Genomic DNA, 26,076 nt, shown 5'->3' with positions numbered 1-26,076 from the left:
GGATCGGGATCGAACGTGCAAGGAAAAGCCGAATCTTCATGCACGTCCCGCCCGACGTGCATAAAAAATCGACTTTTCTATACACATCGGCCTTGCTGATGAAAGCATCCTTTAATTGCTCGCCACCCGATTCAAGTCCGCTTTCATCCGTTCCCTGCCGACCTCGACGGTGTTCGCCACCTGCAGCAGCTGCGCCACCACCGCGATCGCGAGGATTTCGGGTTCCTTGCCGGTGATGCCAGGCAGGCCGATCGGGCAGGTCAGGCGCGACAGGGCTGCGGCGCCGATGCCGCGGGCCTCGTAGCGGTGCAGGAAGCGGGCGCGCTTGGTCAGGCTGCCGATCAGGCCGCACCAGGCGAAGTCGTCGCGCCGCAAGACGGCCTCGGTGATGCGCAGGTCGAGGTCGTGGCTGTGGGTCAGCACCAGGAAGTGCGTGCCGGGCGGCGCCAGCGCGACCTCGTGTTCGGGCGTGTCGCTGCACAGGCGCTCGATGTGGGCTGTCTCATGGGCCTGCAAGGGCGGGAACTCGCTCTCGCGCGTGTCGACCCACTGGACCGACACGTTCAGGTCGGCCAGCAAGCGCACGATGGCCCGGCCGACGTGGCCAGCGCCGTGCAGTTGCAGGTGCAGGCGTGGCGGGCTGAGGGACCAGCCGGCCAGCGCGGCGCTGTCGAGCGGTCGCAGCCTGAGCGTGACGTGACCGCCGCAGCACTGGCCGAGCGACGGACCCAGGGCGATGGGCCAGACGCGCGGTGTCGACGCCAGCGCGGCCAGCGCGTCCGGGCCTTGCGCCAGCAGCGCGCGGGCCGCCTCGATCGCCTGCAGCTCCAGATGACCCCCACCGATCGTGCCCAGCACCTGTGTGGGCGAAACCAGCATGTGCGTGCCGGTCTCGCGCGGCACCGAGCCGCGGTGTGCCGTCACCGCCACGTCGATGGCGACACGTCCGGCGGCCAGCCACTGCTGCGCGGTGGCGTGCAGCACCAGCTCGGGCGGTGTCTCGTGAGCGCCGGCTGACGCCATGCCGATCGAGGCCTGGGTCGTGTTCATCGGCCTTCTCCTCGATCAGGCCCGGGTCGCGGCACGCACGGCATCGACCGCGTCGAGGATGGCCTCGCCGGTGGCCGGGGCCCGCAGCGGCGGCTGCACGCGGTGATCGCCGACCGCCGAGACCGCGTCGCGGATGGCCAGGAAGACGCTGAAGGGCAGCAGCAGCGGCGGCTCGCCGACGGCCTTGCTGCGGTGGATGCTGTCGGCCACGTTGCGGTTCTCAAACAGGGCGGTGTGCAGGGCCTCGGGCACGTCATTGGCCGTCGGGATCTTGTAGGTGCTGGGCGCGTGTGTCATCAGCCGGCCGGCGTTCGGCGAGGCGTCCATCGGCTGCCACCAGAGTTCCTCGGTGGTCAGCCAGCCCATGCCCTGCACGAAGGCACCTTCGACCTGGCCGATGTCCAGGGCCGGGTTGAGCGAGGCACCGACGTCGTGCAGCAGGTCCGCACGCAGCAGCTTCCAGTCGCCGGTGAGCGTGTCCACCACGACCTCGCTGAGCGCCGCGCCGTAGGCGAAGTAGTAGAAGGGCTTGCCCTTGAGGCGCACGCGATCCCAATGCAGGCCGGGCGTGGCGTAGAAGCCGTCGCTCCAGAGTTGCACGCGGTCCGCATAGGCCAGCGCGATCAGCTCGGGCCAGCCGATGGCGTGACCGGCCGGATGCGCGACGACGTCGTTGCCGAAGGTGAGGCCGGCCGCGTCGACCTGCCAGCGTGTGGCGATGAAGTCGGCCAGCCGGGCGCGGATCTGGCGGGCGGCGTCCTGCGCGGCCTTGCCGTTGAGGTCGCTGCCGGTCGACGCGGCGGTGGCCGAGGTGTTGGCGATCTTCTGCGTGTCGGTGGCGGTCACGCGCACCCGATCGAAGCCGACACCCAGCTCGTGCGCCACCACCATCGCCACCTTGGTGTTCAGGCCCTGGCCCATCTCGGTGCCGCCGTGGTTCACCAGGATGGAGCCATCGGTGTAGACATGCACCAGCGCGCCGGCCTGGTTGAAATGGGCGACGTTGAAGCTGATGCCGAACTTGACCGGCGTGAGCGCCAGGCCCTTCTTGAGGATGGGGCTGCCGGCGTTGAAGGCGGCGATCGCGGCGCGACGCCCGTCGTGATCGGCCTGTTCGGCGAGCTGGCGCACCAGCGGCTCGATCACGTTGTCCTCGACCACCTGCTCATAGGGCGTGACGTTGCGGGTGTCGGTGCCGTAGAAGTTCGCCCGCCGCACGGCCAGCGCATCGAGACCGAGGCCCCGCGCGATCTCGTCGAGGATGACCTCGATGGCCAGCGCACCCTGCGGCCCGCCGAAGCCGCGGAAGGCGGTGTTGCTCTGCGTGTTCGTGCGGGCGCAGAAGCCGCGCATGGCGACGTTCGGCAGCCAGTAGGCGTTGTCGAAGTGGCACAGCGCGCGGGTCATCACCGGCGGTGACAGATCGGCCGAGTGGCCGGCGTTGGAGATCATGTCGATGCGCACGCCGAGCACGCGGCCGGCCTCGTCATGGCCGACCTCGTAGTCGAATTCGAAGCCATGGCGCCGGCCGGTGATGGCGAAGTCGTCGTCGCGATCGGGCCGCAGCTTGACGGGCCGACCGAGCTTGCTCGCGGCCAGTGCGGCGCAGCAGGCGAACAGGGCCGACTGCGACTCCTTGCCGCCGAAGCCACCACCCATGCGCCGGCACTGCACCTGCACGCGGTGCGAGGCCAGGCTCAGCGCGTGAGCCACCATGTGCTGCATCTCGCTGGGGTGCTGGGTAGAACAGTGCACCAGCAGGCCGCCGTCCTCCTGCGGAATGGCGTAGGAGATCTGGCCTTCGAGGTAGAACTGTTCCTGCCCACCCAGGCTGAAGCTGCCGCGCAGCCGGTGCGGCGCGGCGGCCAGCGCGGCGGCGGCGTCGCCGCGTTCGAGCACCATCGGCGGCACCACGTACTGGCCCAGCGCATGGGCCTCGCGGGCCGTGAGCACGGCGGGCAAGGGCTCGGCGCGGATCACCTGCTTGGCCAATGCGGCGGCGCGGCGCGCCAGTTCGCGGGTCCGGGCCACGACCAGGAAGACCGGCTGGCCCACATGGCGCAGCGTGCCATCGCACAGGATGGGGTCGTCGTGCACGATCGGGCCGCAGTCGTTGGGGCCGGGCAGGTCGGCGGCGGTGTAGACCGCGACGACGCCGCTCTGGGCCCGCAGCCGGTCCAGGTCGATGCCGAGCAGCTTGCCGTGCGCGATCGGCGACAGGCCCAGCGCGCCGTGCAGCGTGCCAGCCACCTCGGCGATGTCGTCGATGTAGGGGGCGCTGCCCTGCACGTGCAGATGGGCCGACTCGTGCGGCCGGGCAATGCCGACGCGGCGTGGGTCGGGCGATGTCGCATCACCGGCCCGTAGGGCGGCGTTCAGGTCGGTCACGGTGTTCATGCGGCCTCCTGGGTGCGGGGCAGTTGCGGGTGGGTGGGTGCCAGGCGCAGGCGTGTGCTGGCCGGGTCCAGCGGCGCATCGGGCCGGGTTTCCAGCCACAGCCGGTGCAGCAGGTTGGCGGCGATGCGCTGGCGGTAGCTGGCGCTGGCACGCAGGTCGGTCAGGGGCTGGAACTCGTTGGCCAGGGCAGCCTGTGCGGCGGCCAGCGTGGCGGCGTTCCAGGGCTGGCCGAGCATGGCGGCTTCGGCCTGCATCGACCGTTTCGGGATGGCGGCCAGGCCGCCCCAGGCCAGCCGCACATGGGCGACATGGCCGTGTGCATCGAGCCTCAGCGCGAATGCGCCATAGACGGTGGAGATGTCGCTGTCGATGCGCTTGGAGACCTTCCAGCCGCGCAGTGCCGTGCCGGGCTGCGGCAGCGGCACGTCCATCGCCACCAGCAGCTCGCCGGGCATCAGCGCGTTGACGCCGTAGCGCAGGTAGAACGCCTCGATCGGCAGGCTGCGCGCGACGTCGCCCAGGCGCAGTTGCAGCGTGGCATCGAGTGCCAGCAAGGTCGGCGGGCCGTCGCCGATCGGCGAGCCGTTGGCGATGTTGCCGCCCAGCGTGCCGGCGTGGCGCACCGGCGGCGAGGCGAAGCGCTTCCAGGCGTCGGTCAGTTCGCCGTCCAGACCGGCCAGCGCGGCCCAGGCGTCCTCCAGGCTGACGGCCGCGCCGATGCGCAGGCGCTCGTCGCTGCGCTCGATGCGCTTGAGCTCGGCGACCTCGCCCACATAGAGCAGCGTGCCCAGCTCGCGGAACTGCTTGTTGACCCACAGGCCGATGTCGGTGGCGCCGGCCAGCAGGCGTGCGGCCGGCTCGGCGGCGCGCAGCGCGGCGAGTTCATCGAGGCTGCGCGGCGCGTGGAACTGCTCGACCACGCCGGGTCGGGCCGGGTGCGTGGCCGCGTGGTGCAGCGGCGGGTCCTGTGCCAGCTGGCGCAGCTGTGCGGCCAGGGCCGGGGCATCGATGCGTGGAGAGCCCGGCTGGCCGAGTCGCCCGGCGGCATCGAGGATGGGCCGGTAGCCGGTGCAGCGGCAGAGGTTGCCGGCCAGGTCGTCGGCCAGCGTGGCGCGGTCGGCCGGGCCACCGGCGCTGCACTGGCGTTCATGCACCGCCGCCATCGTCATGACGAAGCCAGGGGTGCAGAAGCCGCACTGCGAGCCGTGGCAGTCCACCAGCGCCTGCTGGGCCGGGTGCAAGGTGCCGCTGGGCAGGCCGCAGGCACGCGGCAGGTCCTCGACCGGGATGACGGCCTTGCCGTCCAGCGTGGGCAGGAAGGCCAGGCAGGCGTTGAGGTTGCGCAGCCGCAGCGTGTCCGCGCCCGAGCCGATCAGCGTGGCGCCGGGCGTGGCGAGGTCGTGCTCGCTGGCCAGTTCGGCGACCAGCACGGTGCAGGCGCCGCAGTCGCCTTCGTTGCAGCCTTCCTTGGTGCCGCAACCGTGGGCATCCTCGCGCAGCCAGTCCAGCAGGCTGCGGGTGGTTGGGACGTCGCCGGGCTGGGTGATCTCGCCGCGGTGGATGAAGCGGATGGGCCGTGTCGTGGTCATCGGTTGGGTGGGCTTGAAGGGCCTGTGCGACAGGCCGGACCGGGATCAGGAGTTACCCGCAAGATACTCCGATCGTCTGTGAGCGGTATACGTTCGCAACGATGGTTGTTATGCTTTTGGCCGTATGAGCAGCCGTGTCGACTTTGACAAGATCGAGCTTCATCTCGTCAGGGTCCTCCATACCGTGATCACCGAACGCAGCGTCTCGCGAGCCGCGATGCGCCTGGCCTCCACCCAGCCCGCCGTGAGCGCCCAGCTCAAGCGGCTGCGCACGCTCACCGGCGACGCCTTGTTGGTGCGTGCGGGCACCGGCATGGTGCCCACCGAGGTCGCGCTGCAGCTGATGGCGCCGGCCGAGGCGCTGTTGCGCAGCGCCGAGCAGCTGTTCGGCGGCAAGTTCGGTGACCGCGCCTTCCGGGCCTTCACGCCGCAGGCGCAAGCGGTCGAGTTCCGCATCGCCGCGAGCGACTACCTCGACCCGAGTTTCCTGCCCGCGCTGGTGGCCCGCATCAAGCAGCAGGCGCCGCTGGCCAATGTCACCATCCACCCGCTGTCGGCCGACTACGACTACCGCGCCCGGCTGGCGCGCGGCGAGGTCGACCTGGTGATCGGCAACTGGCTGGAGCCACCCGGCGAGCTGCACCTGGGCCGGCTGTTTGCCGACGAGGTCGTCTGCCTGGTCGCGCAGGACCACCCGGCGGTGCGCAACCCGCGCAGCTGGACGCTGGAGCGCTACCTCGATGCCGAGCACATCGCGCCGACTGCCTTGCACGCCGGTGCGGTCGGCGTGATCGATGAACACCTGCAGCGCCTGGGCAAGCGGCGCCGCATCGTCGTGCGCAGCGCCCACTTCGCGCTGATGCCGCTGATGCTGGCGCAGACCCAGCTGGTGCTGACCACCGGCCGGCTGTTCTGCCAGCGCTACCTCGACAGCCTGCCGCTGCGCATCGTGCGCTGTCCCGTCAACTTCCCGAGCATGACCTACTACCAGCTGTGGCACGACGTCAGCCACAACGCCGCGTCCTTGCGCTGGCTGCGCGAGACCGTGCGCGACGTCGCCCGGACCTTGAGCAGCGCCAGGACCACGACGCCGCCAAACGGGAGGGCGACATGACCGGGCCACGTCGTGTCGCGCTGCAGGGCGACCTGCTCGACTTCACCGGCGATCCGGGCTGGTCGGCACCGCAGGACGCGCACCCGGGCGTGCGCCACCGGCCGGGCCACTGGCTGCTGATCGAGGACGGCCGCATCGTCGATGTGCAGGCGACGGCTCCGGGGCCGGACTGGCAGCGCGAGGTCCGCACCGGTCAGCTGATCCTGCCGGGCTTCATCGACACCCATGTGCACAGCCCGCAGCTGGACGTCATCACCAGCTACGGCACCGAGCTGCTCGACTGGCTGGAGACCTACACCTTCCCGGCCGAGCGCCGCCATGCCGATCCGGCCGTGGCGCGGGTGGGTGCGCAGACCTTCCTGGACGCGCTGCTGGCCCATGGCACGACCACGGCGGTGGTCTTCCCCACCGTGCACAAGGTGTCGGCCGATGCCTTGTTGTCGGCCGCCCATGCCCGAGGCATGCGGCTGATCGCCGGCAAGGTGCTGATGGACCGCCACGCGCCCGACGGTCTGCGCGACGACGTGCTCGGCGCCGAGGCCGACAGCCGCGAGCTGATCGCGCGCTGGCATGGCAGCGGCCGCCTGTCCTACGCGATGACGGTGCGTTTCGCGCCAACCAGCACGCCCGCACAACTGGCCATGGCCGGCCGTCTGCTGGCCGAGGTGCCGGGCCTGTATATGCAGACCCATGTGGCCGAGAACCGCGCCGAGGTGGCCTGGGTCGCCGAGCTGTTCCCCGAGGCGCGCAGCTACCTCGACGTCTACCACCGCGCCGGCCTGCTCAACGAGCGCGCCGTGCTGGCCCACGGCATCTGGCTGGACGACACCGACCGCGCCTTGCTGGCCGACACCGGCGCGCAGATCGCACACAGCCCGAGCAGCAACCTGTTCCTGGGCAGCGGCCTGTTCGGCTGGCGAGCGCTGGAAGCGGCCGGCGCCCGTGTGAGCATCGCCAGCGACGTGGGCGGCGGCACCAGCCTGTCGATCCAGCGCACGCTGGCCGATGCCTACAAGATGCAGGCGATGCAGGGCGTGAAGCTGTCGGCCTACAAGGCCCTGCACACGGCCACGCGCGGTGGCGCCGAGGCGCTCGGGCTGGCCGGCGAGATCGGCGCCTTCGAGCCCGGCTGCATGGCCGACCTGTGCATCTGGGACTGGGCCAGCGGCCCGGTCGCCCGACACCGCGACGCGCTGGCGCGCAGCTTGCACGAACGCCTGTTCGCCTGGCTCATGCTGAGCGACGAGCGCAACCTGCGCGAGACCTGGGTCGCCGGGACGCGCATGCCTTCCAATGACCGTTCCGACCGTCCCGTTCGACCCGGAGTGCCCCGATGACCACCGTTCCCCGCCTGCAGCTCAACGGCATCACCAAGCAGTACCCGGCGGTGCGCGCCAACGACGACGTCAGCCTGACGGTCATGCCCGGCCAGATCCATGCCGTGCTGGGCGAGAACGGCGCGGGCAAATCGACCATGATGAAGATGATCTACGGCGCGGTGCAGCCCGATGCCGGCGAGATCCTCTGGAACGGCCAGCCGGTGCGCATCGCCAGCCCGGCGCAGGCGCGCACGCTCGGCATCAGCATGGTCTACCAGCACTTCTCGCTGTTCGACACGCTGACGGCGGCCGAGAACGTCTGGCTCGGTCTGGACAAGTCCATGAGCCTGGCCGACGTGACCGAACGCATCCGCGAGGTCGCCGGTGTCTATGGCCTGGACGTCGATCCGCTGCGGCCGGTGCACACGCTCAGCGTGGGCGAGCGCCAGCGGGTCGAGATCGTGCGCGCGCTGCTGACGCGGCCGCAGCTGCTGATCCTCGACGAGCCGACCTCGGTGCTGACGCCGCAGGCGGTCGACAAGCTGTTCGTGACGCTGCGCCAGCTCGCCGATGAGGGCTGCGCCATCCTCTACATCAGCCACAAGCTCGACGAGATCCGCGCGCTCTGCCACCACTGCACGGTGCTGCGCGGCGGCAAGGTCACCGGCGAGGTCGACCCGACGAAGGAGACCAACGCCTCGCTGTCGCGCCTGATGATTGGTGCCGAGCCGCCCGCGCTGCAGCACCGGCCGAGCCGGCCGGGCGAGGTCGCGCTGGCGGTCAAGGGCCTGAACCTGGCCAAGCAGGACCCCTTCGGCATGAACCTGGCCGACATCGCGCTGGAGGTGCGCTGCGGCGAGATCGTCGGCATCGCCGGGGTCTCGGGCAACGGCCAGCAGGAGCTGATGGCGGCCCTGTCCGGCGAGGACCCGCGCGCGGCAGCAGGCAGCCTGGCGCTGTTCGGCCACGATGTCTCGCACGCCTCGCCACGCAAGCGCCGCAAGCTGGGCCTGCATTTCGTGCCCGAGGAGCGGCTGGGCCGAGGCGCGGTGCCCACGCTCTCGCTGGCGCACAACGTGCTGCTCACGCGCACCGAAGGCGTTGGCGCGGGCGGCTGGCTCAAGATGGCCGCGATCCGCGCGCAGGCCGCCGGCCTGATCGCACGGTTCAAGGTCAAGGCCGGCGGGCCGGACGCGGCGGCCAAGTCGCTGTCGGGCGGCAACCTGCAGAAGTTCATCGTCGGCCGCGAGATCGACGCCAACCCGAAGCTGCTGATCATCAGCCAGCCGACCTGGGGCGTGGACGTGGGCGCGGCCGCGCAGATCCGCGGCGAGCTGCTGGCGCTGCGCGATGCCGGCGCGGCGCTGCTGGTGGTCAGCGAGGAGCTCGACGAGCTGTTCGAGATCTGCGACCGCCTGGTCGTGATCGCGCAGGGCCGCGTCTCGCCGTCGATCCCGACGGCGCAGGCCACCATCGAGCGCATCGGTGAATGGATGTCGGGCCTGTGGGATGCGAAGGGCGCGGCGCCGGCTGCGGCCGATGCGGTCCCGAGCCACGCCTGAACCTGCCACGACACGCGCCGACAAGAACCAAGGAACCGCCATGTTCAAGCTCGAACCCCGGGCCCAGCCCTCGCAATGGATGTCGCTGGCCTCGCCGCTGCTGGCGCTGGTCATCACCGTGCTGATCGGCGTGCTGCTCTTTGTGATGCTGGGCAAGGACCCGGTGCGCGGCCTTCAGATGTTCTTCCACGAGCCGATCCGCAATGCCTACGCCTTGTCCGAACTGAGCGTGAAGGCGGTGCCGCTGGTGCTGATCGCGCTGGGTCTGGCGGTGTGCTTTCGCTCCAACCTCTGGAACATCGGCGCTGAGGGCCAGTACATCTTCGGCGCGCTGGCCGGTGGCTGGGTCGCGCTTCAGGTCGGGCCGGACTCGGGCTGGGCCTGGATGGGGCGCGGCATCGTCGTCGTCATCTTGCTGGCCGGCGTGCTCGGCGGCATGGTCTGGGCCGGCGTGGTGGCGCTGCTGCGCGACCGCTTCAATGCCAGCGAGATCCTGGTCAGCCTGATGCTGGTCTATGTCGCCGAGATGGTGCTGAGCTACCTGGTCTACGGACCCTGGAAGGACCCGCAGGGCTACAACTTCCCGCAGACCGTCACCTTCGACGCGGTCACCCGCATCCCCAAGCTGTTCACCGGGCTGCGCGCCAACATCGGCCTGATCGTCGCGCTGCTGCTGGTGGTGGGGTTCACCGTCTTCCTGTTCCGCACCTACCGCGGCTTTGCGCTGCAGGTCGGCGGACTCGCGCCGGCCGCGTCGCGCTACGCCGGCTTCTCGTCGCGGGCGGCGCTCTGGACGGCGCTGCTGATCTCGGGCGGCATGGCCGGCCTGGCCGGTGCGCTGGAGGCGGCCGGCCCGCTCGGTCAGCTCACGCCCCATGTGCCGGCCGGCTACGGCTTCGCGGCCATCATCGTCGCCTTCGTCGGCCGCCTGCATCCGGTGGGCATCGTGTTCTCGGCCGTGCTGATGAGCATGTTCTACATCGGCGGCGAGCTGGCGCAGTCGCGCATGGGTCTGCCCAAGTCCATCACCGGCGTCTTCCAGGGCTTGTTGCTGTTCGCCCTGCTGGCTTGCGACACGCTGATCGCCTACCGCGTGCGCTGGGTCGCGAAGTCCGTGCCGGTGGCCGCTGCCACCGCCCCGAACCTGACCCGCACGGCCTGATGCCCGCGCAGCCCTTTTCCCATCGGAGCATCACGCCATGAACGAAATCGCCCTGCTGCTGGCCGCCACGCTGAGTGCCGGCACCGTGCTGGCCATCGCCGCGCTGGGCCTGCTCATCAACGAGCGGGCCGGCATCCTCAACCTGGGCGCCGAAGGGATGATGCTGGTGGCCGCCATCGCCGGCTTTGCCACCTCGGTGCACACCGGCAACGACTGGCTGGCCTTTGGCGCCGGTGCGCTGGCCGGTGCCGGCATGGCCGCCATCTTCGGCGTGCTGGTGATCTGGCTGAACACCAACCAGTACGCCTCAGGCCTGGCGCTGAGCCTCTTCGGCGGCGGCTTCTCGGCCTTCCTGGGCATCAGCTACACGCAGGCCAAGCTGGCCGAGCGGCCGCGCTTCGAGATCCCCTTCCTGGCCGACCTGCCGTTTTTTGGGCCCGCCTTCTTCAAGCACCACCCGATGGTCTACCTGACCGTGCTCTTCATGCTGGCGCTGGCGTGGTTCCTCTACCGCTCGCGCGCCGGCCTGGTGCTGCGTGCGATCGGCGAGTCGCCCGAATCGGCCCACGCGCTGGGCTATCCGGTGCGGCGCATCCGCTTCATCGCCGTGCTGGCCGGTGGCGCGCTGTGTGGTGTCGCGGGCGCCTTCCTATCGGTCATCTACACGCCGCTGTGGGTCGAAGGCATGACGGCGGGCAAGGGCTGGATCGCGCTGGCGCTGACCACCTTCGCGACCTGGCGCCCGGCCCGCGTCTTGCTCGGGGCCTACCTGTTCGGCGGTGTCACGATGCTGCAGTTCCACCTGCAGGGCGAAGGCGTGCAGATCGCCAGCCAGTGGCTGACGATGCTGCCCTACCTCGCCACGGTGGTCGTGCTGGTGCTGATTTCGCGCAACCCGACGTGGATCCGCATCAACATGCCGGCATCGATCGGCAAGCCGTTCTTCCCTGGCTCCTGAGCCACCCCATAATTTCCCCCCGCAGTCGTCAGTCACTCACCATCCTGGAGAACGCATGACCAAGCTCTCGAAGCGAACGATCCTCAAGGCCACCAGTTGGGCCGCCCTGGCCGCCACCGCCGCGCTCGTCGGTTGCGGCAAGAAGGAGGAGGCGGCCGCACCCGCCGCCGAACCCGCATCGGCACCCGCCTCGGCCGCCGCCAAGCCCGAACCGCTCAAGGTCGCCTTTGCCTACGTGGGCCCGGTTGGCGATGCCGGCTGGACCTTCGCCCACGACAACGCCCGCAAGGCCGTCGAGGCCGAGTTCGGCGACAAGATCGTCACCAGCTTCGTCGAGAACGTGCCCGAGTCGGCCGACGCCGAGCGTGTCATGCGTGACCTGGTCGGCCAAGGCAACAAGCTGATCTTTGGCACCACCTTCGGCTACATGGAGCCGATGCTCAAGGTCGCCGCCGACACGCCGGACGTCAAGTTCGAGCACGCCACCGGCTACAAGACCGCCGCCAACCTGCGCACCTACGACAGCCGCACCTACGAGGGTGCCTACATGGCCGGCGTGATCGCGGGCAGCATGACCAAGTCCAATGTGCTGGGCGTGGTCGGCTCGATCCCCATCCCCGAGGTGATCCGCAACATCAACTCGTTCACGCTGGGCGCGCAAAGCGTCAACCCGAAGGTCAAGACCAAGGTCGTCTGGGTCAACAAGTGGTTCGATCCGCCCAAGGAAGGCGAAGGCGCGCAGAGCCTGATCTCCGGCGGCGCCGACGTCCTGTTCCAGAACACCGACTCCAGCGCGGTGCTGCAGAAGGCCGAGGAGAAGGGCAAGTTCGCCTTCGGCTGGGACTCCGACATGAGCAAGTACGCCGCCAACGCCCACCTGGCATCGGCCATCATCAACTGGGCGCCGTACTACAAGAAGGCCGTCAAGGACACGCTGGAAGGCAGCTGGCAGACCGGCGGCGTCTGGTGGGGCGTCAAGGAAGGCGCGATCGACATCGTGTCGGTCAGCGACAAGGTCCCGGCGGACGTCAAGGCGAAGGTCGATGCCATCAAGGCTGGTCTGACCGACGGCAGCTTCTCGATCTGGAAGGGCCCGATCGTTGGCCAGGACGGCAAGGAAGTCCTGAAGAAGGACGAGGTCGCCGACGACAAGTTCATGGGCGGCATCAACTTCTACGTCAAGGGCGTCGAAGGCAAGGTCCCGACCGGCAAGTAAGCCGCGATGCCTGACCCGGCTTGTCCGGGTCTTCGCGTCACCGACCAGGCCCGCGAGTGTGCGCATGCGCTATACTCGCGGGCTTTTCCGTTCTCGCTACGCGGAAAGACAGAAGTGACGATGACGAGGCCTGCAAGGTCTGCCGACATCGGCCTTCGAAGCCTGCCCTGAGAGGCCGCAACGACAAGCGGCACCGATGGACGGGATCCCAGTAGCACACAACCCGCAAATGAAAGATTTGCCATGAAGACCTTCAGCGCCAAGCCGGCCGAGGTCGTGCATGAGTGGTTTGTGGTTGACGCGACCGACAAGGTCCTCGGACGGGTGGCCAGCGAAGTCGCCCTCCGCCTGCGCGGCAAACACAAAGCCATTTACACGCCTCACGTGGATACCGGTGACTTCATCGTCGTCGTCAACGCAGAAAAGCTGCGCGTGACCGGCACCAAGTCGCTCGACAAGAAGTACTACCGCCACTCGGGCTACCCGGGCGGGATCTACGAGACCAACTTCCGTGACCTGCAGGCCAAGCATCCCGGCCGTGCGCTCCAGAAGGCGGTCAAGGGCATGCTGCCCAAGGGTCCGCTGGGCTACGCGATGATCAAGAAGCTGAAGGTCTATGCCGGTGGTGAACACCCGCACGCCGCTCAGCAGCCCAAGACGCTGGACATCTAAGGAGCCGCGATGATCGGTGAATGGAACTACGGCACGGGCCGTCGCAAGTCGTCGGTGGCGCGTGTCTTCATCAAGAAGGGCACCGGCAAGATCATGGTCAATGGCAAGTCGGTCGAAGAGTATTTCGGCCGCCAGACCTCGATCATGATCTGCAAGCAGCCGCTGCTGCTGACCAACAATGCCGAAGCGTTCGACATCAAGGTCAATGTGCACGGTGGTGGTGAATCGGGTCAGGCCGGTGCGGTGCGTCACGGCGTGACGCGTGCGCTGATCGACTACGACGCCGCGCTCAAGCCCGAACTGAGCCACGCCGGCTTCGTGACGCGCGATGCCCGCGAAGTCGAGCGTAAGAAGGTCGGTCTGCACGGCGCTCGCCGTCGCAAGCAGTTCAGCAAGCGCTGATCGGCCAGCGGCAGATGGCCACCGCTTCAGGTGGTGGCCGCTGCGCACAGGAACAGGGTGCAACCCTGTTCACAAGACGAAGGGCCACCATGGGTGGCCCTTCGTGTATGGTGCGGGCCCGGTCGTACCCCCAAGGGGCGCGGCCCGTGTCCCACCCCACAATTTGTCCATGCGCTGGAAGCTTCTTCGTCGTCGACTGTCCGTCAGTGCACCGCGTGTCGCGGTGCGCAGCCGTTTGCCCTGGCCTCTGCGTTGGGCCGCCTTCGCCCTGATGCTGGGCTTTTGTGCGGCGCTGGGCATGTGGGCTTACGAATTTGGCAAGGACATCGCAGGCATCGACCGCGATGCCCAGCAGGAACTGGTCACGCTGCGCCAGGAGATCGGCCAGTTGCGCGACGAACACGACCGCGCGGTCTCCGTGGCGAACTCGGCCGAGACGCTCCTCAAGACCGAGCGTGCGACCCAAGACAGCCTGGCCGCGCGCGTCAAGTCGTTGGAGGCTGAAAACCTCGCGCTGGCCCGTGACCTGGCCTTCTTTGAGCGACTGATGCCCTCGACGGGCGGCAACCGTGCCTTGAACTTGCGCGGCCTTCAGGTCGAGATCGAGGCACCTGGGCGTCTGCGGTATCAAGGCTTGCTGATGCAGGCGAGCGGCAGGACCGCCACCTTCCAGGGACGCTACGAACTCGCGCTCAGCGGCACGCTGGATGGCAAGGCGTGGTCCCTCGTGGTGCGTGAGCCCTCCCAGAGCGTGAATCTGAAGCAATATCAGCGACTCGAAGGCTCAGCCGACTACCCTTCGACGGCCATTGTGAAAATAGTGGAAATCAAGGTCTACGATGCGGCCGGCAAGGTCCAGACCACCGACACGGCTCGTCTCTGACGCCGTCTGCGCGCCCTGCGTCCTGCGCCGTCGGCACGACCGCACCGCTCACCACAAGATCTCCAGGAACAGTCCATGTTTGGTTCGAAGAAACAGCCCGCCATCCGCAGCCTTGTCGGGGAGGGCACCGTTGTCCAGGGCCTGCTGCGCTTCAGCGGCGGCCTGCGCATCGACGGTGAAGTCCAGGGCGACGTGGTCGCCAGTGCGGACGACACCAGCATCCTCGTGATCAGCGAGAAAGCCAGGGTCGTGGGCACGGTCAAGGCCGGTCATGTCATCATCAACGGCACCGTGATCGGACCGGTCGAGTCGACCCATCTGCTGGAGTTGCAGCCCAAGGCGCGCATCGAAGGCGAGGTCCGCTACGAGTCGCTTGAGATGCACCAGGGTGCCTCGATCGACGGCGCCCTTCAGCGCATGAATGGGGGCGCTCTGTCTGGTCCGGTGATCGACGACAAGCCTTCCCTGAAGTTGCTGGCGACCGGCAACGACACGAAGTAAGACCATCATCCAGCCGGGTCCTTTTTGTGGGCCCGGTTCCATCGAGCAGATTTCAGGAGTCGCCCATGAGCGCCGTTGCGGAAAACGTCCAGACCGAGATGCCCCCCGCTCCCATCGTCTTCACCGACAGTGCTGCGGCCAAAGTGGCCGATCTGGTGGCCGAGGAAGGCAACCCGGACCTGAAGCTGCGCGTGTTCGTGCAAGGCGGCGGATGCTCGGGCTTCCAGTACGGATTCACCTTCGATGAGATCGTCAACGACGACGATACGCAGATGGCCAAGAACGGTGTCACGCTGCTGATCGACGCGATGAGCCTGCAGTACCTGGCCGGCGCGGAGATCGACTACAAGGAAGACTTGCAGGGCGCCCAGTTCGTCATCAAGAACCCGAACGCGACGACCACCTGCGGCTGCGGATCGAGCTTCTCGGTCTGAGTCACGCAGGCCCCTGCGCTACGAGCCGCCTTCGGGCGGCTTTTTCGTGGGCGCGAGGTTCAGGCCGGGTGGAAGGCGCCGAGGATGCGCGCGCCGCGAGCGCCGGTCACCTCGGGTGCGTTGCCTGGCCGGCCGGCCAGGTGCTGGCGCGCCAGCCAGGCGAAGGCGGCGGCCTCGACCTGAAGGGGCGGCAGGCCGACGTGCTCGGTCGATCGCACCTGCATCGTCGGCAGGGCGGCCTGCAAGCGGGACATCAGGTGTGTGTTGAATGCGCCGCCGCCGCAGACCAGCAGCTCGTGCGCGTCAGCGGCGACCCGTCGCAGGTCATCGGCGATGCTGAGCGCGGTCAGTTCGCACAACGTGGCCTGGACGTCGACAGGCGACAGCCGCGCTGCCCAACCCGAACCGATCGCATCCAGCCAGTCCAGGTGAAAGAGGTCCCGCCCGGTGCTCTTGGGCGCACGCTGTGCCAGATAGGGCTCGGCCTGCAGGTGGGCGAGCAAGGTTCTGTCGACCCGGCCTTGTGCGGCCCAGCGGCCTTCGGTGTCATAGGGTCGAGCCAGATGTCGGCCGATCCAGCCGTCCATCAGAACGTTGCCCGGGCCCGTGTCCCAGCCGCGGGCTGGCTGGCCGGGTTCGAGCACCGTCAGGTTCGCGATGCCACCGATGTTGACCACCGCGACGGTCGCATCGCTGCGGCCGAAAACGGCTTGGTGGAAGGGCGGCACCAGCGGTGCGCCCTGGCCACCGGCGGCCACGTCGCGGCTGCGGAAATCGGCGATGACCGCGATGCCGCTGCGTTCGGCCAGCAGCGAAGGGCTGTTGAGCTGGCAGGTGTAGCCGATGCCGTCGTGCTGGCCGGGCTGGTGGCGCACGGTCTGGCCATGGGCGCCGATGGCTGCGATGTCACCGGGCTGTCGCCCCGTCATGGCCAGCAATTGCGCGACAGCGCTCGCGTAAACCTCGGCGAGCGCATTGGCCGCCAGGGCGGCTCGGTGCAGTTCATCCGGACCGCTGGATTGCAGGGCCATCAGGGCCGCGCGCAGTCCCGGTTCAAAGGGAAGTTGGACATGCGCCTCGACGCCGTGCCACTGGCCGTCAGCATCCCAGCCGGCGATGACGCCGTCAACGCCGTCCAGCGAGGTGCCGGACATCAGGCCGATGCAGCGCAGCGGGCTCACGGCGAGGCTGCCGTTCACTCCATCTGGGCGACAGCGCCGGCCGACGCGAGCGCGCCGACCAGATGGTCCTGGGCGGATGAGGCAAGGTCTCGGAATCGCGCCAGGGCCGCACTGCCGAGCGTCACGGCCTCGGAACTGCGGGCGACCTTGATCGGGTCGACCTGGCGGCCGCCTTGCTTGAATTCGAAATGTAGGTGCGGGCCGGTGGCCCAGCCGGTGCTGCCAACGCCGCCGAGCGTGTCGCCCTGAGCCACCTTCTGGCCAGCCCGCACGCCGATGCGGCTGAGGTGGGCATAGACGGTGCTGTGTTCGCCGCCGTGGCGAACGATCACGACGTTGCCGTAGCCGTTCTGCGTGCCGGCGAACTCGACCGTGCCGTCACCGACGCTGCGCACCGGGGTGCCGGTCGGTGCCGCGTAGTCCACCCCGAGGTGGGCACGCCACTGCTTCAGGATCGGGTGGAAGCGCATCGAAAAGCCCGAACTGACGCGCGAGAACGCCAGCGGCGAGGCCAGGAAAACGCGCGCCTTGCTCTTGCCATCGGCGCTGTAGTAGCCGCCGCGCTGGTCGCCATCCTGGAACCACACCGCATCGAGGGTATGACCATCGTTGACGAAACGCGCTGACAGCACACGGCCGGTGTTGACGCCCCAGGTCAGCGGTTCGCCATCGGCCGACAGCGACTCGTACACGACCGCGAAGGTGTCGCCCTTGCGCAGTTCGCGGCGAAAATCGATGTCGCTGCCGAAGATCTCGGCCATCTGGATCGTCACCGAATCGGGCAGTCCGGCTTGGTCGGCGGCGGCAAAGAGGCTGGACTGGATCGTGCCGGCGCCGCTGCGGTGCTCGACGCCGAGTGCAACGTCTTCTTCCTGGATGCTGAATCCGCCGGCCTCGCGGGTCAGCGTGACACGAGAGAAGTGGGTGAGCGCTCGCGCGCTGTCCAGCGCCGGGCCGCGCACGACGAGTCGCTGCAACTGGCCGCTCGGACCCGCCACGCTGGTGGCCTGCACGCGCTTGCCGGTGCGACCGGTGAGGATGCGCTGGGCCGTGCGGTCGCGCCGCAGGAAAGCAGCGGCTTCCAGATCCGAAATCCCCAGACGGGCCAGCAGCGAGTCGGCGGTGTCACCGGCACGGGTCACGTCGTTGCGGTGCAAGGCGAGCGTGTAGGCCTCAAGCGCCAGCGACTGCGGCGTCAGGTCAGGCACCGCCATCGCCTCGGTGATGATGCGGGTGCTGACGGGCGTGGTGTCGATGGGCGTCAGCGGCGCGACGCCAAAGGCCGTGACCGCGCTGCCCAGCAGCAGCGTCAGAGCGGCGCCACTGAGAACCCGGGGATGTTGGCGCAAGGCCAGTTCGGCACGTGCCAGCGACAGGCGCACGTGTTCACTTCGAATCTTCAACCGATGTCACCTGATGAGTGCCTGCATCGCAGGCCATGTCGGGTCGGGAAGGCTGGTGGCCGACCCGTCGGGAGCGGGATGGGCGACCCCTAGAATCCAGGGCCGCCGAACGCGTCAATCGAGTATACCGACGCGTACCACCGTGAAATTTGTAATAACCCGTAGCGAAATCTTCATGTCCAGCCAGCCTGAACGCACGTCCGAGACCTCCGCGAAGGAGCCGCTGTCCGATGCGGTTCAGGCCGCTCTCCAGGTCACCCGCCGGGGTTGCGAGGAGCTTCTGCCGGAGGCCGACTGGATCCGCAAGCTGCAGCGCTCGGAGGCCAGCGGCCAGCCGCTGCGCATCAAGCTCGGCCTGGACCCGACCGCGCCCGACATCCACCTCGGCCACACGGTGGTCCTCAACAAGCTGCGCCAGCTTCAGGACATCGGCCACACGGTGATCTTCCTGATCGGGGACTTCACCTCGATGATCGGCGACCCGTCAGGGCGCAACACCACGCGCCCGCCGTTGACGCCCGAGCAGATCAAGGCGAACGCCGAGACCTACTACCGCCAGGCCAGCTTGGTGCTGGACCCGGCCCGCACCGAGATTCGCTACAACTCGGAATGGTCCGACCCGCTGGGCGCTCGCGGCCTGATCTCGCTGGCCTCGCGCTACACCGTCGCCCGCATGATGGAACGCGACGACTTCACCAAGCGCTACAAGGCCGGTACGCCCATCTCGGTGCACGAGTTTCTCTATCCGCTGATGCAGGGCTATGACTCGGTGGCGCTGCGCAGCGACCTGGAACTGGGCGGCACCGACCAGAAGTTCAACTTGCTGATGGGGCGTCACCTGCAACAGGAATACGGCCAGGAGCCGCAGTGCATCCTGACGATGCCGCTGCTGGTGGGGCTCGATGGCGTGGACAAGATGTCCAAGTCCAAGGGCAACTACATCGGCATCAGCGAGCCGGCCAATGCGATGTACGCCAAGATCTTGTCGGTCAGTGACGAGCTGATGTGGACCTACTACACGCTGCTGAGCTTCCGCAGCGAAGCCGACATCGCGGCGTTGAAGGCCGAGGTCCTTGCTGGCCGCAACCCCAAGGACGCCAAGGTCCAGTTGGCCCATGAAATCACCGCCCGCTTCCACGGCGTGGCAGCGGCGGAAGCTGCGCAGCAGGATTTCGAGAACCGCGCCCGCGGCGGTGTGCCCGACGAGATCCCGACGGTGACGCTGTCCGGCGCACCGCTGGGCATCGGTGCCTTGCTGCGGCAAGCCAACCTGGCGCCCTCGGCGACCGAGGCCAACCGCCTGATCGAACAGAACGGGGTGCGCGTCGACGGCAACCTGGTCTCCGACAAGGGCCTGAAGCTGGCCGCTGGCACTTACGTGGTGCAGGTCGGCAAGCGCAAGTTCGCCCGCGTCGAACTGGCTTGAGTCGCTCGGCGTCTGGGGCGTCAGGCCTCAGGCGGTGGCGTTGGCAGCCTGGGGAAACGTCAGGCTGACTTCGAAGCGCCAGACGGGCCCGTCCAGGGCCGTGAAGTTCAGCGTCGCGCCCGATTGACGCGCGACCGTCTGCACCATCGTCAGACCCAGGCCCGAGCCTTCGGCCACCGTCGAGCCGCGCTCGAACGGCTTGGCGAGGCGGGCGACCTGATCGGCGGGGATGCCCCTGCCGTTGTCCTGCACCGCAAGCCGGCCGGGGCCGACGCAGATGCGCACCTTGGCCCCTGCGCCGCCGTGCTTCAGGGCGTTGTCGATCAGGTTGCGCAGGGCGATGCCCAGAGCGTCGATGTCGCCGTCGATCGCCTCCAGGGGCTGGGACTCCACGTGGATGTCGAGCTGCGCCAGGCTGCGCGCCTCGCCGAACTCATCCATCACCAGGCCGGCCAGTTGGCTCAGGTCGATCGGCTCCCGGCGCAGGGCCACACCCGAGTCGATGCGGGCGAGCTGCAACAGCCGGCTGGCCAGACGGGTCAGCCGATCCAGCTGCCGCACCAGCGCCTGGGTGCGCTCGACCAGCCGAGGCACGCCATGTTCAAGCGCCTCCTGCTCCAGCCGCTGGGCCTGGGCCCGGGCTGCGGCCAGCGGGGTGCGCAGTTCGTGCGCGGTGTGGGCGGCGAACGCGCGTTCGGCGTCGATCAGCTTGCTGACGCGGGCCATCAGGACGTTGACGGTCTCCAGCATCGGCTGCAGCTCGGTGGGCACCTGCAGGTGCTCGACCGGGTGAAGCTGGTGCGGCGCGCGGGTCGACAGGTCGATGCGGATCGGCTCCAGCGCCAGGAAACTGCGCCGCAAGACGCGATGCAGCATCCAGGCCGACAGCGGCAGCACCAGCAGCACGGGGCCCAGCAGCCAGGCGTAGACGCTCCACAGCGTGGCCTGACGCTCCGCCCGACCCTGCGCAACGATGACGCTGCGGGTCCGGTCCGGGTGGGTGACCACGAGGGCATACCAGGTATCGGTCTCGACCAGTCCTTGCCGGTCGATCTGCACCAGCGGTGAGGTCGGCGCGGCGTGGGATCGCAGCCGCAGCGCGCCGGTGCCGTCGTAGACCTGATAGACGATGTCGGTCTCGTCGCCGCCGATCTCCAGCACGCGCGGCGGGGCCTCGCCGTGGCCGAGGGCCTCCTCAGGCATCGCCATGAGCTGTTCGGCCGCCTCCAGCAAGGTGTCGTCCAGCAGGATGCGGGCCTTCTCCCGCAGGCCGTAGAACGCGGCCAGCGATGCGAACAGCCAGAGCGTGCCGATCAGCAGCAGCACCCGGCTGCGCAGCAGCCCCTCGAGGCTGTAGCGCGCAGGACGCTCAGACATCAAGCCGGTAGCCCAGGCCGCGGTGCGTGCTGATGGTCTCGGTGCCCATCTTCTTGCGCAGCCGGCTGATGATGACCTCCAGCGTGTTGCTGTCGCCGCTGTGCAGGCCGCCGGCCGAGATGTCCGCCTCGATCTCGGCGCGGCTGTGGATGCGTCCCGGCCGGTTGGCCAGGCAGCGCAGGATGGCCCACTCCAGCGCGGTCAGGTCCAGCACGAGTCCGCCACGCAGGACGGTGCGGTGCTCCAGGTCGATCTCGTTGTCGCGCACCTTCAGGCGGGGTGACGGCGTGCTGCGCCGCCGCACCGCCTCGACCCGCGCGAGCAACTCGTCGAGGTCGAAGGGCTTGACGAGGTAGTCGTCCGCGCCGGCCTGCAGGCCGCGGATGCGGTCGCTGACCTGGTCACGCGCGGTCAAGGCCAGAACGGGCGTCTGGTTGCCCTGGCTGCGCCAGTCGCGCAGCAGATCGGTCGAATCGCCGTCCGGCAGGTTCAGGTCGAACAGCGCCATGTCGCAGCTGATGCCCCGGGCCTGGCCAATCATCTTGCACCAGTACACCTCGTGACCGGCGGCTTCCAGGTGGTCGCTGACCGCCTGGCCGAGGTCGATGTCGTCTTCTAGGAGCAGGATGTGCATGGGCAACAAGGTGTTCGAGCGGTGCTGAAACGGGCAGTGCGTCGATCGCTGCCGGCGATCAGGGGTCACGGTAGGCGCCGACAATCGGACGATGCAAGTCAGCAGCTACCTCAAGTTGTCGGTCCTCGTGGCCCTGGTCACGATCGTACTCAAGACCGCCGCATGGTGGACCACCGGATCGGTGAGCTTGTTGTCCGATGCCCTCGAATCCTTGGTGAATTTGGCAGGGGCGATGTTCGCGTTGGCGATGGTCACGCTCGCTGCGTTGCCCCCGGACGACAAACACCCGTACGGCCATCACAAGGCCGAGTATTTCTCGTCGGGCTTCGAAGGCATCCTGATCTTCGTCGCCGCGCTGGCCATCGTCGTGGCCGCCGTGCAGCGCTGGCTGCACCCGCAGCCGCTGGAGTCGCTCGGCCTGGGTCTCGTGCTGTCGCTGGTCAGCTCGGCGCTCAACGGGGCGCTGGCCTGGGCGATGCTGCGCAAGGCCCGCGAACACCGTTCCATGGCGCTCGAAGGCGATGCCCGGCACCTCTACACCGACGTCTGGACCTCGGTCGGCGTGGTCGGTGGCCTGATCGCCGTCCATTTCACCGGCTGGATCTGGCTGGACCCGCTGATCGCCATCCTGGTCGCACTCAACATCCTGCGCGAGGGCGCCTCGCTGGTCTGGCGTTCGGCCGACGGGCTGATGGACCAGGCGGTCGAACCCGAGGTCCAGGCCCGGATCGATCAAGTCCTGCAGGAATTTGCCCATCCGACCATCCGCTTCGACCATGTGAGCACCCGGCGTGCCGGCGCTCGCAACTTCGTCGACCTGCACATGCACATGCCGGCGGCCTGGTCGCTTGGCCGCGCGGCCGCCTTGCGCGGCTCGGTCGAGCAAGCGCTGATGAGCGCGGTGCCCAGCCTGCGCGCCTCGATCCAGCTGCTGCCCTGGGACGTCGAGGCCCGCAGCGGCGACGTGCACGACCTGATCTGAGCCCGACGCGAGCCGGGCCAAAAGCAAGAAGGCCGCAGCCCTTGCGGGTGCGGCCTTCGACGGATGCGCAGGCGCGTCAGTCGGCGTACTGGCCGGCGGCCTTGATGACCGGGCCCCACTTGTTGATCTCGGCCTCGACGAACTTCTTGTGGTCGGCCGGGTTGTTGCGGGCGTCGTGCACGATTACCGCGCCGAGCGCTTCCTGGCGCTTGGCGAAGTCGGCGTCGTTGAGCGCGGTCTTCAGCGCCGCGTTCAGCTTGTCCAGCACCGCCTTGGGCGTGCCCTTGGGCGCGTACAGGCCGTGCCAGATGCTGACGTTGAAGCCCTTCATGCCGGCCTCGTCCAGCGTCGGCAGCTTGGCGTAGGCGGGCGTCGTCAGGCGCTTGGTGGTGGTGACCGCATAGGCGCGGACCTTGCCAGCCTCGACCTGCGAGGTGGTGTTGGTGGTCTGGTCACACATGATGTCGACCTGACCGCCGAGCAGGTCATTCATGGCCGGTGCCGTGCCCTTGTAAGGCACGGTGGTCATGTCGATCTTCAGGCTTTGCTGGAACAGCAGGCCGCACAGGTGCGAGGCCGATCCGAGGCCGGCGTTGGCCAGGTTGATCTTGCCCTTGTTGGCTTCGAGCCATTTGGTCAGCTCGCCGTAGCTGGCGGCCGGCAGCGTGCTGCGGCCGATCACGGTCATCGGCACCTCGTTGATCATGCCGACGTACTCGAAGTCCTCGAGGGTCTTGTAGGGCATGTTGCGGTAGAGCGCCGGCGAGGTCGCCATGCCGATGTGGTGCAGCAGCAGCGTGTAGCCGTCCGGTGCCGCCTTGGCGACCTTGGCCGCGCCCAGCGTGCCGCCGGCACCGCCGACGTTGTCGATCACGACGGACTGGTTGTTGAGCGGCTTGCGCAGGGCTTCGGCGAAGTCACGCGCGACCTTGTCGGTCGGGCCGCCGGCCGTGAACGGCACGACGATCGAGATGGGCTTCTCCGGGTAGCCCTGGGCCATGGCGGTGGCGGCGGTCAGCGCGGCGATGGCGCCCAGCATCAGGTGTTTCATCAGGGTCTCCTCGAAGGTTCGGGATGCATCGGTGGATTCAGGACAGTGGGGAAATCGTAGGTCCGGCCCGGCCGATCGCCATGACGGGAAATACGTAAGGCCAGTCCCGCAGGCTTCGAGTCCGGACCGCGCCGGACGTTCCGCTTCGGATCGGCTCAGCGGTAGCTGCGGGCGTCCTCGATCACCTTGCCGTCATTGGGCAGGGTGCCCGGCGCCACCAGCAGGACCTCGGCGCGCAGCTTGGTGACGTCGCGCACGCTGTCGGCGACGCGGGCGGCCAGGCCTTCAGGTGCGGATGCCTCGACCTCGACCTGCAGGGTCATGCGGTCATCGGCCATCTCGCCGCTGACGACCAGGCGGGCGCGCAGCAGTTCGGCATGGCGCCGCCGCACCTGCTCGACCTGACCCGGGTGCACGAACATGCCGCGCACCTTGGTGGTCTGGTCGGCCCGGCCCATCCAGCCCTTGATGCGGTCATTGGTCCGGCCGGTCGGACAGCGACCCGGCAGCAGCGCCGACAGGTCGCCGGTGCCGAAGCGGATCAGCGGGTAGTCCGGGTTCAACGAGGTCACGACCAGCTCGCCGACCTCGCCCGCCGGCAGCGGCTCGCCGGTGCCGGGACGCACGATCTCGACGATCACGCCCTCGTCGATCACCATGCCTTCGCGGGCGGCGGTCTCGTAGGCGATCAGGCCCAGGTCGGCGGTGGCGTAGCACTGGTAGCCGGCGATGCCACGTTCGAGCAGCCAGTCGCGCAGGCTGGGCGGGAAGGCCTCGCCGCTGACCAGCGCCTTTTGCACGCTGGCGATCGCCACGCCGGTCTCGGCGGCCTTCTCGACCAGGATCTTCAGGAAGCTCGGCGTGCCGATGTAGCCGGCCGGCCGCAGCTCGCTCATGGCCTGCAGCTGCAGTTCGGTGTTGCCCACGCCGCCCGGGAAGACGGCGCAGCCGAGCGCATGGGCGCCCGTCTCCATCATCGACCCGGCGGGGGTCAGGTGGTAGCTGAAACTGTTGTGGATCAACTCGCCGGCCCGGAAGCCGGCGGCGTGTATGGCCCGCGACATGCGCCAGTAATCGCGCGCCTCGCCCTCGGGTTCGTAGATCGGCCCGGGCGACTGGAACACGCGGCGGGTGCGGTGCAGGCCGGGCTGGCCGATCCAGCCGATGGCCGAGTGGCCGCCGAACACGTCCTGCGCGCGCAGCGCCTTCTGGCGTTCCAGCAGCTCGCCCTTGCGGGTCACCGGCAAGGTGGCGAGCGCCTCACGGCTCGTCACATGGGCCGCGTCGATGCCGGCGAGGATCTGCGCGAACGCCGGTGCATGCCGCTGCGCATGGGCCACCTGGCCGGGCAGCGCGGACATCAGCGCCGCTTCGCGGTCGACCGGATCCCGGGTCTCCAGGGTGTCGAGATGCTCACTCATCGTCTTGGCTCCACGCGCCCAGTTGTTTCTTCACGAGGGTGACGAAGTCGCGCACGTCCGCCCCCGATGTCAGTTGCCGCGCGCGCCAGGTCGGCGCACGGCGTGAGGGCCTGTCGACGATGGCGGCCTCCACGACCCCAACACCTGCCGCAACCTTGGCAATCGCCGTTGCGCGCCGCTCGAACACGCCACCGCGCTCGACCAGCCCGGCTTCCCTCAGATCACGCCGCAAGCGCGCCAAGGCCTCATCGACCTTGAACGCAGGCGCCGCAAATCCCCACTCTTCGCTCATGCGACCCTCACGCAAGAACCCAGGACATCATCCAGCGCGTCCCGTGGATCCGGCTCCGCCGGTCCACCGGGACGGCCCCCTTGAGGGGGCGGCCGAAGGCCGTAGGGGGTGGGCCCAGTGACCGGCGGCCGAAGGCCGTAGGGGGGGGACTTAAGCCAACCACCGCTTGCGCCGCTTGTAGGACTTGACGTCCTTGAAGCTCTTGCGCGGGTTTCCGTCACCGCCGCCGCCCATGCCAAGGTAGAACTCCTTGACGTCCTCGTTCTCGCGCAGGTCCTTGGCGGCGCCGTCCATCACGATGCGGCCGTTCTCCAGGATGTAGCCGTAATCGGCATAGCGCAGCGCGATGTTGGTGTTCTGTTCGGCCAGCAGGAAGGTCACGCCTTCCTTGGTGTTGAGGTCCTTCACGATCTCGAAGACCTCTTCGACGATCTGCGGCGCCAGGCCCATCGAGGGCTCGTCGAGCAGCACCATCTTCGGGTTGGCCATCAGCGCACGGCCGATCGCGCACATTTGCTGCTCGCCGCCCGAGGTGTAGGCCGCCTGGCTGTTGCGGCGCGTCTTCAGGCGCGGAAAGTAGTTGTAGACCTTCTCCAGCGTCTGCGCCACGGCGGCCTTGCCGTCGCGGCGGGTGTAGGCGCCGGTCATCAGGTTCTCTTCGATCGACAGGTGAGCGAAGCAGTGACGGCCTTCCATCACCTGCACGACACCGCGTTCGACCATGTCCGAGGTGCTGAGCTTCTCGATGCGCTCGCCGCGCAGCTCGATGCTGCCCTTGGTGACGTCACCACGCTCGCCCGCCAGCAGGTTGCTGACCGCCCGCAGCGTGGTCGTCTTACCGGCCCCGTTGCCGCCCAGCAGCGCCACCACCTTGCCCTCGGGCACCTGCAGGCTCACGCCCTTGAGCACCAGGATGACGTGGTTGTAGATGACCTCGATGCCATTGACGTTCAGCAGCACAGCACTCATTTCGGCAACCTTGAAGGTGTGCGTCCCCCAGGGAACGCGCGTCTTTGTCCAGTCACGCGGAGGATCCGGCTCTGCCGGTCC

The 26,076-nt window shown here is 68.5% G+C and carries 24 protein-coding genes; 13 read left to right on the top strand and 11 right to left on the bottom strand.

Annotated elements, in window-relative coordinates:
- Positions 1 to 111: 111 nt before the first annotated feature.
- Genes xdhC through xdhA form a run of 3 tightly spaced genes read right to left on the bottom strand, consistent with a single transcriptional unit; the run spans position 112 to position 5,036 of the window.
- Entirely contained in the window at positions 112 to 1,050 is a 939-nt protein-coding gene (gene xdhC / locus EV685_RS13650) for a xanthine dehydrogenase accessory protein XdhC (RefSeq protein ID WP_242615584.1), read from the bottom strand.
- Between the two features lie 15 nt (positions 1,051 to 1,065).
- Positions 1,066 to 3,447, bottom strand: coding sequence for a xanthine dehydrogenase molybdopterin binding subunit (xdhB, locus tag EV685_RS13645; RefSeq protein ID WP_130482589.1), 2,382 nt, complete (start codon positions 3,445 to 3,447; stop codon positions 1,066 to 1,068).
- Positions 3,444 to 5,036: a xanthine dehydrogenase small subunit gene (gene xdhA, locus EV685_RS13640; protein WP_130482588.1), complete on the bottom strand. Its 1,593-nt coding sequence runs from the start codon at positions 5,034 to 5,036 to the stop codon at positions 3,444 to 3,446. Before xdhA ends, xdhB begins: the two co-directional genes overlap by 4 nt.
- A 124-nt stretch (positions 5,037 to 5,160) precedes the next feature.
- On the opposite strand from xdhA, the gene EV685_RS13635 reads away from it, so the two are divergent.
- From EV685_RS13635 to erpA, 11 genes are all read left to right on the top strand, one after another.
- Complete coding sequence (locus EV685_RS13635; protein ID WP_130482587.1) at positions 5,161 to 6,150, top strand: LysR family transcriptional regulator; 990 nt, start codon at positions 5,161 to 5,163, stop codon at positions 6,148 to 6,150.
- Positions 6,147 to 7,487: a guanine deaminase gene (gene guaD, locus EV685_RS13630; RefSeq protein ID WP_130482586.1), complete on the top strand. Its 1,341-nt coding sequence runs from the start codon at positions 6,147 to 6,149 to the stop codon at positions 7,485 to 7,487. The genes EV685_RS13635 and guaD overlap by 4 nt, the downstream gene beginning before the upstream one ends.
- Complete coding sequence (locus EV685_RS13625) at positions 7,484 to 9,031, top strand: ABC transporter ATP-binding protein (protein WP_130482585.1); 1,548 nt, start codon at positions 7,484 to 7,486, stop codon at positions 9,029 to 9,031. The genes guaD and EV685_RS13625 overlap by 4 nt, the downstream gene beginning before the upstream one ends.
- Positions 9,032 to 9,071: 40 nt before the next feature.
- Positions 9,072 to 10,193 (top strand): ABC transporter permease, encoded by a 1,122-nt coding sequence (locus tag EV685_RS13620; protein WP_130482584.1) that lies wholly within the window; start codon positions 9,072 to 9,074, stop codon positions 10,191 to 10,193.
- 37 nt (positions 10,194 to 10,230) lie between these two features.
- Complete coding sequence (locus tag EV685_RS13615) at positions 10,231 to 11,151, top strand: ABC transporter permease (RefSeq protein WP_130482583.1); 921 nt, start codon at positions 10,231 to 10,233, stop codon at positions 11,149 to 11,151.
- A gap of 55 nt (positions 11,152 to 11,206) precedes the next feature.
- Entirely contained in the window at positions 11,207 to 12,367 is a 1,161-nt protein-coding gene (locus tag EV685_RS13610; RefSeq protein WP_130482582.1) for a BMP family ABC transporter substrate-binding protein, read from the top strand.
- A 243-nt stretch (positions 12,368 to 12,610) separates the two neighbouring features.
- Complete coding sequence (gene rplM / locus EV685_RS13605) at positions 12,611 to 13,039, top strand: 50S ribosomal protein L13 (RefSeq protein ID WP_130482581.1); 429 nt, start codon at positions 12,611 to 12,613, stop codon at positions 13,037 to 13,039.
- 9 nt (positions 13,040 to 13,048) lie between these two features.
- Positions 13,049 to 13,441: a 30S ribosomal protein S9 gene (gene rpsI, locus EV685_RS13600; RefSeq protein WP_130482580.1), complete on the top strand. Its 393-nt coding sequence runs from the start codon at positions 13,049 to 13,051 to the stop codon at positions 13,439 to 13,441.
- A gap of 169 nt (positions 13,442 to 13,610) precedes the next feature.
- Complete coding sequence (locus tag EV685_RS13595; RefSeq protein WP_130482579.1) at positions 13,611 to 14,324, top strand: DUF6776 family protein; 714 nt, start codon at positions 13,611 to 13,613, stop codon at positions 14,322 to 14,324.
- 75 nt (positions 14,325 to 14,399) lie between these two features.
- Complete coding sequence (locus tag EV685_RS13590; protein WP_130482578.1) at positions 14,400 to 14,825, top strand: bactofilin family protein; 426 nt, start codon at positions 14,400 to 14,402, stop codon at positions 14,823 to 14,825.
- A 65-nt stretch (positions 14,826 to 14,890) separates the two neighbouring features.
- Positions 14,891 to 15,259, top strand: a complete 369-nt coding sequence (gene erpA, locus EV685_RS13585) for an iron-sulfur cluster insertion protein ErpA (RefSeq protein WP_130482577.1) — start codon at positions 14,891 to 14,893, stop codon at positions 15,257 to 15,259.
- A 59-nt stretch (positions 15,260 to 15,318) separates the two neighbouring features.
- On the opposite strand, the gene EV685_RS13580 is transcribed toward erpA, so the two are convergent.
- Together EV685_RS13580 and EV685_RS13575 are read right to left on the bottom strand one after the other, a co-directional pair.
- Entirely contained in the window at positions 15,319 to 16,440 is a 1,122-nt protein-coding gene (locus EV685_RS13580; RefSeq protein WP_275938353.1) for an anhydro-N-acetylmuramic acid kinase, read from the bottom strand.
- A gap of 14 nt (positions 16,441 to 16,454) precedes the next feature.
- Positions 16,455 to 17,843: a M23 family metallopeptidase gene (locus EV685_RS13575; RefSeq protein WP_242615583.1), complete on the bottom strand. Its 1,389-nt coding sequence runs from the start codon at positions 17,841 to 17,843 to the stop codon at positions 16,455 to 16,457.
- A gap of 175 nt (positions 17,844 to 18,018) precedes the next feature.
- On the opposite strand from EV685_RS13575, the gene tyrS reads away from it, so the two are divergent.
- Entirely contained in the window at positions 18,019 to 19,269 is a 1,251-nt protein-coding gene (gene tyrS, locus EV685_RS13570) for a tyrosine--tRNA ligase (protein WP_130482576.1), read from the top strand.
- A gap of 27 nt (positions 19,270 to 19,296) precedes the next feature.
- Here tyrS and EV685_RS13565 read toward each other — a convergent pair whose 3' ends face one another.
- On the bottom strand, positions 19,297 to 20,646 hold the full coding sequence (locus tag EV685_RS13565) for a sensor histidine kinase (RefSeq protein ID WP_130482575.1): 1,350 nt from the start codon (positions 20,644 to 20,646) through the stop codon (positions 19,297 to 19,299).
- Positions 20,639 to 21,280: a response regulator transcription factor gene (locus EV685_RS13560; protein ID WP_130482574.1), complete on the bottom strand. Its 642-nt coding sequence runs from the start codon at positions 21,278 to 21,280 to the stop codon at positions 20,639 to 20,641. Before EV685_RS13560 ends, EV685_RS13565 begins: the two co-directional genes overlap by 8 nt.
- A 91-nt stretch (positions 21,281 to 21,371) precedes the next feature.
- Here EV685_RS13560 and EV685_RS13555 point away from each other — a divergent pair, with 91 nt between their 5' ends.
- The gene (locus tag EV685_RS13555; protein ID WP_130482573.1) at positions 21,372 to 22,262 is read left to right on the top strand and encodes a cation diffusion facilitator family transporter; all 891 of its coding nucleotides are present in this window, start codon (positions 21,372 to 21,374) and stop codon (positions 22,260 to 22,262) included.
- Positions 22,263 to 22,338: 76 nt separating this feature from the next.
- Here EV685_RS13555 and EV685_RS13550 read toward each other — a convergent pair whose 3' ends face one another.
- The 4 genes from EV685_RS13550 to EV685_RS13535 form a co-directional block, all read right to left on the bottom strand.
- Positions 22,339 to 23,313 carry a tripartite tricarboxylate transporter substrate-binding protein gene (locus EV685_RS13550; protein ID WP_130482572.1) on the bottom strand — a complete coding sequence of 325 codons (975 nt, stop codon included), beginning with the start codon at positions 23,311 to 23,313 and terminating at the stop codon, positions 22,339 to 22,341.
- Positions 23,314 to 23,468: 155 nt separating this feature from the next.
- Positions 23,469 to 24,734, bottom strand: coding sequence for a phenylacetate--CoA ligase family protein (locus EV685_RS13545; RefSeq protein ID WP_130482571.1), 1,266 nt, complete (start codon positions 24,732 to 24,734; stop codon positions 23,469 to 23,471).
- Entirely contained in the window at positions 24,727 to 25,026 is a 300-nt protein-coding gene (locus EV685_RS13540) for a hypothetical protein (RefSeq protein ID WP_130482570.1), read from the bottom strand. The genes EV685_RS13545 and EV685_RS13540 overlap by 8 nt, the downstream gene beginning before the upstream one ends.
- A gap of 150 nt (positions 25,027 to 25,176) precedes the next feature.
- Positions 25,177 to 25,995 carry an ABC transporter ATP-binding protein gene (locus tag EV685_RS13535; RefSeq protein WP_130482569.1) on the bottom strand — a complete coding sequence of 273 codons (819 nt, stop codon included), beginning with the start codon at positions 25,993 to 25,995 and terminating at the stop codon, positions 25,177 to 25,179.
- Positions 25,996 to 26,076 lie beyond the last annotated feature (81 nt).

The organism is Sphaerotilus mobilis (assembly GCF_004216565.1).
Taxonomy (GTDB): domain Bacteria; phylum Pseudomonadota; class Gammaproteobacteria; order Burkholderiales; family Burkholderiaceae_C; genus Sphaerotilus; species Sphaerotilus mobilis.
The sequence above is the reverse complement of the archived record's forward strand: the minus strand, read 5'-3'. Positions and strand labels throughout refer to the sequence as shown.